Annotated in this window: 13 protein-coding genes; 1 reads left to right on the top strand and 12 read right to left on the bottom strand. The window is 42.3% G+C overall.

The genetic code is table 11. The features are described from left to right. Nucleotides 1-75: 75 nt before the first annotated feature. The 6 genes from HUG20_RS04860 to HUG20_RS04835 all read right to left on the bottom strand — a co-directional run bounded on the left by HUG20_RS04860 (nt 76) and on the right by HUG20_RS04835 (nt 3,971). Nucleotides 76-735 carry an ABC-2 transporter permease gene (locus tag HUG20_RS04860; RefSeq protein WP_200088675.1) on the bottom strand — a complete coding sequence of 220 codons (660 nt, stop codon included), beginning with the start codon at nt 733-735 and terminating at the stop codon, nt 76-78. Then, nucleotides 732-1,589, bottom strand: coding sequence for an ABC transporter ATP-binding protein (locus tag HUG20_RS04855; protein ID WP_200088673.1), 858 nt, complete (start codon nt 1,587-1,589; stop codon nt 732-734). Before HUG20_RS04855 ends, HUG20_RS04860 begins: the two co-directional genes overlap by 4 nt. A 1-nt stretch (nt 1,590) precedes the next feature. Continuing rightward, the gene (locus HUG20_RS04850; RefSeq protein ID WP_200088671.1) at nt 1,591-1,893 is read right to left on the bottom strand and encodes a YfzA family protein; all 303 of its coding nucleotides are present in this window, start codon (nt 1,891-1,893) and stop codon (nt 1,591-1,593) included. Nucleotides 1,894-1,970: 77 nt separating this feature from the next. Then, nucleotides 1,971-2,138, bottom strand: coding sequence for a YfzA family protein (locus tag HUG20_RS04845; protein WP_246476538.1), 168 nt, complete (start codon nt 2,136-2,138; stop codon nt 1,971-1,973). Nucleotides 2,139-2,314: 176 nt separating this feature from the next. After that, nucleotides 2,315-3,007, bottom strand: coding sequence for a hypothetical protein (locus HUG20_RS04840; RefSeq protein ID WP_200088667.1), 693 nt, complete (start codon nt 3,005-3,007; stop codon nt 2,315-2,317). Nucleotides 3,008-3,017: 10 nt separating this feature from the next. Continuing rightward, nucleotides 3,018-3,971 carry a LytTR family transcriptional regulator DNA-binding domain-containing protein gene (locus HUG20_RS04835; protein WP_200088665.1) on the bottom strand — a complete coding sequence of 318 codons (954 nt, stop codon included), beginning with the start codon at nt 3,969-3,971 and terminating at the stop codon, nt 3,018-3,020. 343 nt (nt 3,972-4,314) lie between these two features. Here HUG20_RS04835 and HUG20_RS04830 point away from each other — a divergent pair, with 343 nt between their 5' ends. Next, the gene (locus tag HUG20_RS04830; protein WP_200088663.1) at nt 4,315-4,689 is read left to right on the top strand and encodes a hypothetical protein; all 375 of its coding nucleotides are present in this window, start codon (nt 4,315-4,317) and stop codon (nt 4,687-4,689) included. Nucleotides 4,690-4,841: 152 nt separating this feature from the next. Here HUG20_RS04830 and HUG20_RS04825 read toward each other — a convergent pair whose 3' ends face one another. The 6 genes from HUG20_RS04825 to hutH (HUG20_RS04800) all read right to left on the bottom strand — a co-directional run bounded on the left by HUG20_RS04825 (nt 4,842) and on the right by hutH (HUG20_RS04800) (nt 11,978). Beyond that, the gene (locus HUG20_RS04825) at nt 4,842-6,116 is read right to left on the bottom strand and encodes an acetyl-CoA hydrolase/transferase family protein (RefSeq protein WP_200088661.1); all 1,275 of its coding nucleotides are present in this window, start codon (nt 6,114-6,116) and stop codon (nt 4,842-4,844) included. A gap of 242 nt (nt 6,117-6,358) precedes the next feature. Continuing rightward, nucleotides 6,359-6,748, bottom strand: coding sequence for a hemerythrin domain-containing protein (locus HUG20_RS04820; RefSeq protein WP_246476537.1), 390 nt, complete (start codon nt 6,746-6,748; stop codon nt 6,359-6,361). 119 nt (nt 6,749-6,867) lie between these two features. Continuing rightward, complete coding sequence (locus tag HUG20_RS04815; RefSeq protein WP_200088660.1) at nt 6,868-8,175, bottom strand: Na+/H+ antiporter family protein; 1,308 nt, start codon at nt 8,173-8,175, stop codon at nt 6,868-6,870. 24 nt (nt 8,176-8,199) lie between these two features. After that, nucleotides 8,200-9,711 carry a histidine ammonia-lyase gene (hutH, locus tag HUG20_RS04810; RefSeq protein WP_200088658.1) on the bottom strand — a complete coding sequence of 504 codons (1,512 nt, stop codon included), beginning with the start codon at nt 9,709-9,711 and terminating at the stop codon, nt 8,200-8,202. A gap of 104 nt (nt 9,712-9,815) precedes the next feature. After that, entirely contained in the window at nt 9,816-10,259 is a 444-nt protein-coding gene (hutP, locus tag HUG20_RS04805) for a histidine utilization transcription antiterminator HutP (RefSeq protein ID WP_200088656.1), read from the bottom strand. Between the two features lie 159 nt (nt 10,260-10,418). After that, a complete protein-coding gene (gene hutH, locus HUG20_RS04800) occupies nt 10,419-11,978 on the bottom strand; it encodes a histidine ammonia-lyase (protein ID WP_200088648.1) in 1,560 nt (519 codons plus the stop codon). Nucleotides 11,979-11,980: the final 2 nt, after the last annotated feature.

Genomic DNA, 11,980 nt, shown 5'->3' with positions numbered 1-11,980 from the left:
AAAAAATTTTTCTTGAACAATAACTATACTACATGACGTTGCGTTAGAATCAATGCTTTTCAGCAAAAAATAGATCTAAAACTCTTTCTTTTTATAAACCTGAAGCGTGATCAGGAAAGAGACGATGAAAAACACCAGGGTGACCGCCAAGAAACCACTGGAAAACAACAGGTCTATATTCATCCCTTGCAGTGTATCCGGCGACATATTGCTTAAAATCGTTTCGAATAGCCAACCGCTTAGTAGATATAACCCTATTGCCGCGATAACGCCAAACATGAGCACCATATCCGACTTTTCAGTCCCTAACTGATACGTTAATGGATAAGCGATGAAACCTAAAATAAAGGCTATACCCACACCGTTCATCATCGAGTATATGGATTGATCGGTCAAAACTTGCCCTGCTATAAGTTCAGCTAAGATGAATAAAACGATCGTTACCAGCAGGCCAATGAGCATCACCATGAAGTAAAAAAGATAATGGCTTTGCACAACTTGGCTTCTTTTTATGGGCAGTGTAAGCACAAATTTATTCCAACCCGACATCGATTCGTGCTTTAATACCTCAAGTGCAGGCGTAACCATAAAAAGGATTGGCAAAAATGTCGCGAAAGCCATCATCATCTCATTTTGAGAAAAGAGGAGAATCGCCGTAATGACAACACTTAACAACAAATAATTCCAGAGGCTTTTTCCAACCGAATAATATTGATTTAAGAGTAGACCTTTCATGTATGTTCACCTCGCATTAATAGGAGTGAGATATCATCGATAGAGAAGTCTTTTTTCTTGATTTCAGAAGGCGCTTGTTCTCGGTTGGATACGAGCACGTCAATCATATCTCCGTTACTTTTATGCGTGATAATGAAGCTTGGATCAATTTGCTTCAATTCACTTTGCTCGCATTGCAAAATCGCGTAATGCTTCATCAATATCTTTTTTTGGACGTTTAACAGGATTTTCCCACCTTTTATAAAAATCAAGTCATCCGCGATTTTTTCAATATCGCTCGTAATATGCGACGACAGCAATATGCCACGCTCCCGATCTTTGCCGAACGCTCGCAACACTTCCAACAGTTCATCTCTTCCGGATGGATCCAAACCCGCGGTTGCTTCATCTAAAATCAACACTTTGGCATTATGGGACAAGGCGACCGCTACCGAAAGTTTCATCGCCATTCCCCGTGAAAACCCGCTGATTTTCTTTTTATGCGGCAAGGAAAATAGGTCAATATAATGATTGAAAGTTTCTTGGTTCCATTGCCTATAAATATTGTTAAATACATTCCCGAGTTTAACGATCGTTAGTTCTCCGGGCAGTTTCATATCATCGAAGACAACCCCGATATTTTCTTTCATATTTCGCTTATCCGGATCCATTTCTTCGCCAAACAAATGAACGGAGCCGTCGTCTTTATGAAGCGTCCCTAAGATGGATCCCATCGTCGTTGATTTTCCGGCTCCGTTTTCTCCGATAAACCCGACAATGGAACCATATGGAATCGAAAAAGAAACATCCTGTAATGCAAATTCGGAATCTGCGTATCGTTTGCTCAATTTGTCTACTTCCAGAATAGCTGACATATCATTTCTCTCCTTGTATCCATGAAATAACTTGCCAAATAATACTCATGATTGTAGCGATGATGATTAGCGCTGTCACAATGTTAAATTCAACCATGTCAAAAGGTGCAAAGGTTTCTGTAAACAGTCCATCAGGGAGTAACGCATATAAATTTCTCAAAAGATTTTCGCTTTCGCTCCTATTTGGTTCCCACGAAGATCTATCAATGAGAAAAAAGACAACGATGACAGCAGCAACAGCTAGTATTGATAAACAAATATCTTTGACTAATGAACGCCCGCTTTTTTTCCAATTATTCTCCACCCTCCCCTTAAACATTTTCTAGCAGTGATATTAAAAAAGACATCTTTCACGGCATAAAGGATCATGACAACGATGAATCATATTGTAGCTATGTTTAAAGACGGATTGCTATAAGGAGTAATCCTTTCCGTAAAAAGTTCCGATTGCACAATCCTGCCGCCGATGTCACCAGAATCATTGAACCGCGTCGGTTCCAATGCTGTTCCATCAATGGCGATAAAAAAGAGTTGAACGAGGATGAACACGACCAGAGTAATTGCCCAGCTTACGCCATAGGATCCTCTCCTCTCGCCAAAGGGATAACTCAAGTGTAAAGAAAATGTGCTGTTTCTACCTTAAAAAAGGTACAGGAAGAGGGGAAAAGGGGATGACTGGATGATTAGCGTCCACAAAAAGAGAAAGCCTCACCGCGTTGGCGAGGCTAAAAGGTTTGTTTGCGCTTATGAAGAACGAAGGCAGCTAGGAAAACAAAACCTAAAGACCAGAGGAGAAAATAAATAAAAGGAGACAAAAATGCTTCCGAAGGCTGGTCTTGAATAAGTGCTAACCCTTGGTAAAATTGGGTATTCGGCAGCATAGCCAAAATAGTGGACCATTCGTTATTCAACAAAGACTCTCGAATTATTTCCAGGGCAATAACAATAATGACGATTGGCGTCTCCCATATGCCGACTTCAATTTTATCATGGGCATAAGCACCGATAATGGTTCCAATGGAAAGCAGAATCAAAAGAGCCGGGATAATGAAAACACAAACCAATAACGATGTTATAAAGCCTAAACCATTAAAAACCGAAATGAAAAATACTAAGCTAAGCGTCATAACGGAGATGAGCAACACTTTTACTAGCGCGAGCCCGTAAAGTTGGACCCTTCGTTGCTTGAGAATCCGCCACGTTTGCTGCTCTTTTTCTTCGGCAAGCAAAAATCCCTGCATTTGGAGCGGCAACATGATTAAAGTCAAAGCGATGAGAAACATCCAAGAAGGGTAAGTTTCCAAAGAAAAGACCGCATAAAAAAATAAGAGAATGGTCACGATCACGAGAAATTGTCCGTTATAACACAAATTGATTATTTCTTTATAAAGCAATGCTTTCAGTTGTTTTCGTTCCATCGATACTCCCTTACACGTGTAACATGTCTTTTAATGTGGAATAATTGCCTTTTGATAAAGGAATACTGCTTTTTTCTCTGTCATTAAGGCTTAAACTGTAACTGTTTTTGCTCCATATCATAATTTCCCGCACACGCTGCAGATTGACGACATACGACCGGTGGCAGCGAAAGAAACCGAATGGATGCAAGCGCTCTTCCATCTCCTTTAGCGTTAACGGCGCAACAAACGTTTCGTTATTGACATGCAACCAAGTCTGGCCTTCATGGCTTTCCACATAATCGATTTCCAACGGATCAAATAATATATATTTGTCGTCTACTTTGGCGGAAATTTTTTCAAGTTGAAATGGTGTGGCCGGTGTTTGATTTTGCTCGGTATCGGTTCCATCATCGACTTCGTATAGGCCTCGTTCATTTAAGCGATACGGTTTGCCGAGTTGAATCGCTTCTTCCAGCGACGTCGTCGTCATGAGGACAAAGCGATCAGACAACTTCTCCAATACAGCGTAAAAGGCATGTTTTGTCTGGCGGTCGGCGTGAATGATGGGCTGGTCAAACAGACAAGCCTCACTCGGCATAATTAGGCAGCGAGCAAAATGCAAGCGGCGTTGCTCGGTGGCGGACAAATGTTTCGCACGCTTATCGGCGACTTGCGAAAGCTCGCAAATCGTCAACACGTTTTCTTCATTCGTTGAATGACCGTAAAGTTTCTTCCAAAAGCGAATGTGCTGTCTCGGGGTCAGTCGCGTATACAAACCGTCCGATTGGAAGAAGACGAAAACGTTTTTAGGCTGTTCCGCCAAAAAGGGTGACGAGGAAAGGAATAAGGAATGGAACGATTCAAGCCATTCGATATCACCTTGGACTACCACAGGCTCCCCACGTTCAACGGTAAATTCAATGTCCGGCAGTAGGAGGCTATTATTGTTAAAGACAGCAGAAGTCTGAATCGTTAATGACATGCTTAAAGGCTCCTCCGTTGTTTTGACTCTATTCTAACGTACGCGGTTTGATTAAATCTGAATGTGCTTTCAAAGCACTCCGTACCTTGAATTCACAAACAAAATTGTAACATATAACCGAATGAAAATATGTGATAAGCATGAAAATAAAAATTGCAATTTGAACATTCGTTCGCTATAATAGTTAGAATAGAATACGGATGTCAACGATCGCGAGAAACGGTATCTGGATATTGTTGCTGGAACGAAGTTGCGGCAATGAAAACAGCCTCATCATCGTTCATGTCGAACCTCAGGCATCCTATCAAAAAAATTTTAATAAACGCATGTTTCGATACTCTGTATGAAAGGCATCGTAGAAGAATCGTCCCCATTGCCGATTTCAGTGAGTTTCCCTTTTAATGAGGAGAAGATCGAAGTCAAAAAAGAATTTTTGCGGATCCTCGTCCGGCTTGAACTTGATCCTGCGCGTAATCATCTACTATCTACTTTTTTCGAAACATACTTGCAGCTTTCAGAGTATGAAGAGCATACACTGGAAAACGAAGTCAATAAGCTTGATTCCGAAGAGGAGGCGAAAGTTATGGAACTGATGCGTCTTACGAACGGCGTGGGATGGGGAAAGGGAAACAAGATGCTATCTGCACAATTTCAAAGGAAAAATTCGGGCCGTCTACCGACGCGGAACAAGAAAAAGTGTGATCTATCGATAATTTAGAATTACTTGATGAATTGCTAAAACAGATCCTCTCCGCGGAAACTTTGGAACACACTCGGTTAATTATTGAACAGGCAGCTAACGGATAATGATTTCAAATACTGAATCCCCGGGGAACTAAGCCCCGGAGAATCACTTGTCTCTTCCAACGTTCAAATAATATTTAAAGCCCTGGCTTCACGCGTCAGTTCCTCCCGAAATTTGGGATGGGCAATGCCGATGAGCAACTCGGTCCTTTCCGATATGCTTTTTCCCCTCAAGTTAACAGCTCCATATTCCGTGACGATATAGTGCACATCATTTTTCGATGTCGTCACTGCTGAACCCGGAGTAAGTGAAGGGCGAATCCGGGAAATTTTTTCATCCCGCGTTGTCGATGCCAAACAAATAAACCCTCTGCCGAATTGGGAAAATGCCGCACCTTGTGCAAAATCCGTTTGCCCTCCGGTGGAGCTATAATACCGCCCTTTGATCGTTTCGGAAGCACACTGGCCAAAAAAATCCACTTCCGTCGTGGCGTTAATGGAAATCATCGTTTGTTCACGGCCAATTACTTTCGGATCATTCACATAATCGACCGGCATCATTTTGACGGTTTCATTTTCATGGACAAAATCGTACAGCCTTTGCGTGCCTAATGCAAACGTTCCAACAACCTTTCCCGGATCATTTGCTTTCCGCGCACCACTCACAGCCCCAGCTTCCACTAAATCAACAATGCCGTCCGTCAACATCTCCGTATGAATGCCCAAATCGCTTTTTGCTTTAAGAAAATGAATCATGGCATTTGGAACGCCGCCGATGCCTACCTGAAGCGTGGCGCCGTCTGGGATGAGTTCGGCAATGTGCGCAGCCATTTGTTCATCTTTTTCAGAAGGCGCTCGGGGCACAATCGTATGATTGGGCCTGTCCACTTCAATATAGCCTTCAATATCATGCACATGAATGCGATTTTGCCCGTAGGTTTTCGGCATTTGCTGATTTATTTCCAGAAAAAAAGGCGCTTTTCCGATCAATGCCGACACGTAATCAGCGTTGGTTCCAAAGGTAAAATAACCATCTTCGTCCATCGGAGAAGCCGTGACGAGCACGAGTTGGCGATTGGTTCTTTCCCACATGATCCGTGGAACATCATGGAAATGGTTCGGAACCAAATCACAACGCCCCTCGTTAAACGCTTCTCTTGATGCTCCGCTTAAAAAATAAGCCACATGCCGAAGACTCCCGGGATATTCATTTTCAATATAAGCCCGCTTTTTTTGTGCATGCATTTGGTGAATACGGACATCTTTAAAACGGGCGGCGTGTTCTTCAAGCGTATTCAATAACTCAACCGGTTCTCCGTTTGCCATGGAGACGATGACGTCATCGTCATTATGAACAAAGTTTAGGAACATTTCGGGACTCATTTTTTTCGAATCGGTCATTTTGAAACGCCTCTTTCTTTTTTAACCTCATTATTTCTTATTGTTACGACTTGCTTCGTGATTACTTTTTCAATCTCGACAACGACAAATGAATCTATGTAGCGCATATTCAGCATGAAATACCTGCTTTTATTATAATGCAAAGCAATCAATTGTGAGCGAGCCCACAATTGATTGTCGTTAACCTTTCATTTTTTCGGATGGCAATCCGGCGACTATAAGTGAGAATCAAAGAAAACACCTTACGAGGGAGGATCTACTTGATGGAAACGAGGGTGCAGACGCTCTAACACGTCTTCCGGCAACACTTTTTCCATCATCGGAAAAATCACGCGTTCTTCTTTACGAATATGTTGCTCCAAAATTGTTCCCAGGCGATGCATCGCTTCTACACCATCATCTGTACCTGTCGTTTCCAGCACCTGTTGAACCAATGCGCGTATGTGCACGTGTTCAACTAACATTTCCGAAATTTCCGGCTCATCAAGTGATACATACCTGGCATACGCGGGGAGTAAAAGTTCTTCTTCATCGCGAAAATGTTCGTTCCCGCCACTTTCCCAAAATCGTTGCAGCTTTTGCTTGATTTCTTCAACAGTAAACGTACTTTCCTCGGTTTCCGCCCGTTTCAAAAACAGAGCGATCGCCAGTCCATTTTGATGGTGGTGAGACAATGGGTATAATGATTTATGCCGTTTGATGCCTTTTCCTTTTTTAGCGATTTGAATCCCTCCTCCTTCTATTATACCATTTAAAGGATCATTGCCGCTGCCAAACCGAAGATAAACAATGGGATATTAAAGTGCAAAAACGTCGGTACACACGTGTCCCAAATATGGTTGTGGTTGCCATCTGCACCCAATCCGGCTGTCGGTCCGAGGGTGCTGTCCGAAGATGGCGACCCGGCATCGCCGATCGCGCCTGCCGTTCCAATTAAAGCAGCGGTGGCTAACGGCGAAAAACCCATGGCTATGCTTAAAGGAACAAATAACGTTGCCAGAATCGGTATTGTCCCAAACGACGTTCCAATTCCTAGTGTCACAATCATTCCTACCGATAACATTAATAGTGCACCCATGAACATATTGTCTCCGAGTATCTCAGCTGTCGAAGCGACCAAGCGATCAATGGCTCCTGTATCTTCTAAAACGGTGGCGTAACCCGAGGCGATTAACATAACAAAAGCAATCATACCCATCATCCTAATCCCTTCATTGACAATCTCATCCCCTGATCTAAACGAAACCACCTGGAATAAGAACATGAGAACGATTCCAGATAGAGCTCCAAGTATTAGGGAATCGCTGACAATTTGTACAACAAGTGCGACTATGATTGCTATGATCGTTAAAAGATGAAATTTTGTGAATATAAGATCTTCATTCGCTCCTGCCGCGATTTCTTGATTGAATGCATCTGCTGATTTAGGCTCTTTGTCTTTGCGATACGTCACGAAGATCGCGAATAATAAACCAGCAACCATCCCCAAGCCAGGGATTAACATTGCTAACGGAATATCTGCATAACCGATGGCCATTCCATTATCATTCATTCCATCCACGATTACTCCGTGAAAAATCAGCCCGAAGCCAGCAGGAATCATCATATATGGTGCCTTCAAACCAAAAGTAAGTGAGACAGCCACCCCTCGTCGGTTCAATTTCATCTTATCGAATAATTGCAACAGAGGCGGTATCAGAATCGGGATAAACGCGATATGGACGGGCACCACATTTTGTGATAACGATGCCACAGCGGCGATTGTTAAAAGTAAAAGAGCCTTTTTTCCTTTCATCAATCCAATCAAATTTTTCACTAAAAAACCGGTGATGCCCGAGTAACCGATCATGACGGCAAACACCCCAAGCAAAATATAACTCAAGGATGTTTCAGCCTGACCGCCCATCCCTGACACCAGCAATTCAGTCGTATCAACCAAGGACATTCCGGAAACTAAACCTGCAACAAGTGCAGCCGCAATAAGGGAAAGAATGACGTTGACGCGTAATAAACTTAATACGACGAGGACGAGAACTGAAATTATAACAGCATTAAACATTGCGCTTCCTCCTTCATAATCGATTTACTGCAGTAATACCGCGTTCCGATGATTTGACGTTTCTTTTAACCAATTCTCCATCGATTGAATATCTTTTGAAAAAATTCGATCTTTCATAATCGGCTTGATAAAGTCGCGAACGTGTTTTAAAAATGTATGGGTGCTCGACGCCATTCGCTGAATACCACGGTATTCAGCGGCTTCCAACGCGCAAATCGCTTCAATAGCTAATACCTTTCTTGTGTTGGTAATGATCTGATATGCATGTCTGGATGCGATCGTTCCCATGCTTACATGATCTTCCTGATTAGCTGAAGAAGGGATGGAGTCGACGCTCGCCGGGTGCGCCAATGTTTTGTTTTCGGAAACTAACGATGCGGCCGTATATTGCATAATCATAGCGCCGGACTCCAGACCCGGAGACGGACTTAAAAAAGGCGGTAAGTCGTCGTTGAGTTGGGGATTCACTAGCCTTTCTACCCTTCTCTCCGAAATATTGGCGATTTCCGCAATCGCAACTTTTAAGAAATCCATTGCCAGAGCGATCGGCTGCCCGTGAAAATTTCCTCCGGATATGACTTTTTCTCCTTCATTGAAGATAAGTGGATTGTCCGTCGCTGCATTCATTTCAATTTCCAATTTGTCTTTGACATAGCCCAATGTTTGCCATGTCGCACCATGCACTTGCGGGATGCAACGGATGGAGTACGCATCCTGGACTCTCAACTCCCCTTGTTTCGTCGTCAACCTGCTATCCCGCAAATAATGCCTGATTCGTTCGGCGACGTCAATCTGTTCCTGATAGCCACGCGCAAGATGAATATCAGCATCAAAAGCGTCTATAATCCCGCGCAGGCCTTCCATCGTCACTGCACTGATTAAATCCGCATGATAAGCGATATTCTCTGCTTCAAGATGAGCAACTACCCCCATGGCCGTCATCGCTTGTGTCCCATTGATAAGCGCCAATCCTTCTTTTGCTGTTAAGGAGATTGGAGTGATTCTTTCTTGCTCTAAGGCATTTGCCGCAGAGACCCTTTCTTTTTTATAAAAAACCTCTCCTTCCCCCATTAACGTTAACGCCAAGTGAGCGAGCGGCGCGAGGTCACCACTTGCCCCTAAGGATCCTTGCTGCGGGACGACCGGATGAATATCAGCATTGACCAAATCGACCAGTTTCTGAATTAGCAGCGGCCGAACCCCTGAATAGCCCTTTAGCAACGCGTTCGTCCTAAGAATGAGCATTGCCCTTGATACAACTTCCGGAAAGGGCTCACCCACCCCACAAGCATGGGATTGTATTAAATTACATTGTAACGTTTCGACATCTTTTTTTTCGATCAAAACATCACTGAACTTGCCAAAGCCAGTATTAATCCCGTATACAATTTTACTCTCGGCCACGATTTTTTCAACTGCTTTTCGGCTTTCTTCCACCTTTTTAAGACTGTGGACAGAAACTGTGAGTCGTTCTTTTTCATATAAAAGCTTCTTCATTCCCTCAAGGTTCAAGGATTCTCCATCCAGGATTAACATAAAATCACCTACTTTTTTGTTTTATACGTAAAAAGGGGCTATATCAGAAACACGCCAAGCGTTCCTTGATATAGCCCCCTATCTGCTAATAACTATGGGCTCGTTTATATATGGTTGATACCTAAACCAATCGTTTCGTGTTCGGCGCCTTTGACTGGCGCGCCAATTGTTCCATAAAGGGAAACTGCGATCCATTCGCCTTCAGCGCTGTTTTCATATGGCGAACCTCTGACGACAGAAAAACTTAAGCCCACGGTCCGCAACACTGAACCTATTTGTACCTGCCCTCTCGTTACTCCCTGAAGCGCTTCGATAATCGCATGGTACAAGGCATGACCTTCCCTGTATAATTCTTTATTAATGATTTGATTATTTTTCGCAGCCGTCTCCACTGCCGCTACAACTTTATGCGCTTCCATGGAACCGACTTTCCCCGTGCAATAACACCAACCGGCATCGGCAAGACGTTCATGCTGTTTCTTATCTTCCTCATTCAAGAGTAAAAGAAGGGCTTTACGCCCGATGCGAAAGTTCTGGTTTAAAGCCATATTAACAACTCTTTCATGCCATGAATTACACACACTGTTAACTAATGACTAAGAGTAATTCACTTTTTATTTTATTCGTCTTAGGGTAGGAAGTCAATTGATGATTGCGAGGTACGAGTTTCTCAATACAAAAAGGTATATATAAGACAATGCCGAGTATTAATCCACAAGCAACGTACCGACTTTTTCTTCAACATTCTTTACCAATATTTCAGAATGAATTAATTGCTCGGCTCTATTCATATCTGGAGATAAAACCCTATCTTCCGACAAAAAGGATACATCTTTTCTTAACAGAGCAAAAGCAACGTAAGTTCCTTCTCCACTCTGATAAGGATCTAAATATTCCAGTGCTTGACAGCTGGATAACCATTCAATCCCCAAAACCTTTTCACTATTTTTTATCACCTTTCTCAACTTTAACGCAGCCGAATACCCCATACTGGCATGGTCCTCTTGACCACCTGAGGTAGAGATCGAATCAACTGAAGAAGGGTGTGCATAGATTTTATTATCTGATACAAGAGAAGCAGCAACATATTGTGGAATCATCAGACCCGAATTAAGCCCATTATCCTTTACTAAATAATTCGGTAAATCACTGTATTGCGGTGAAACTAACCGAAATGTTCGTCTTTCAGATATATTTGCTATTTCAGCCACAGCCATCGTTAAAAAATCTAGTGCCTGTGCCACGTTTTCACCGACAGGATTTGCAGACGAAAACACATTCATTTCGGCATTCTCATCAACCTCATCAAAAAAAATCAATGGATTGTCCGTCGCTGCATTCATTTCAATGTCTATAACATTTTTACAATACCTAAGGGCGTCCTTGCCTGCCCCATGAACTTGAGGTACAGCTCTAATACTTAATGCGTCTTGCGTTCGATAGCTTTTATTCTTTTCAGCAAGACGACTGTTATTAATAATCGATTTGATATTTTTTTGGGTGTTGATTTGACCTTGATGAGATTTCACCCGAGCAAGGCGTTCATCGTAAGCATAATAACTACTTTTTAGTGCTTCAAAACTAATCATAGATACAACATCCGATGTTTTTATAAGGTTTATAACATCATAAATAGCTAAAGCTCCAATACCTGTCATATCAGATGTACCGTTGATCAAGGAAAGCCCTTCCTTCTCGTGTAATTCAAGCGGTTTAAGGTTAGCTTGATTTAATGCTTTTTTTCCAGAAATGCGTTGATTATGAATATAAGCTTCACCAAAACCCAATAAAACTAAACTAATATGAGCTTGGGGAGACAAATATCCAAGAGACCCCTCCCTTGGTACTATAGGGGTAATTTTATGATTCAGCAATGTTATCAATGCTTCTACTGTTTCTAATCTGATTCCTGAATAGCCAAGCGATAGGTTTTTTACCATTACAACAATAATGCCCCTAACAATTTCGTCTTCCAAAGGTTCGCCCATCCCACAAGCATGACTAAAGATTATATTGTTTTGTAACTTTTTTAAATCAGGTGTGGAGATCGAAGTGTTGCTATTCTCCCCCACGCCTGTATTAATTCCATACATAGGAATATCTTTTTCATAAAGAGTTTTATCTAGTATAGCGCGTTGATCCTTAAGCCTTTTTTTCACCTCTTCAGATAAATACAATGTATTTTTATATCTAGCGATGCTAACCAGTTCTTCTATAGTCATATTCTGATCATTGATAGTGACTTCAATGGGAAGTCTTTCACTCATGT

The organism is Salicibibacter cibi (genome assembly GCF_016495865.1).
GTDB classification, from domain to species: domain Bacteria; phylum Bacillota; class Bacilli; order Bacillales; family Marinococcaceae; genus Salicibibacter; species Salicibibacter cibi.
This window is presented reverse-complemented; position numbering and strand designations above follow the sequence as displayed.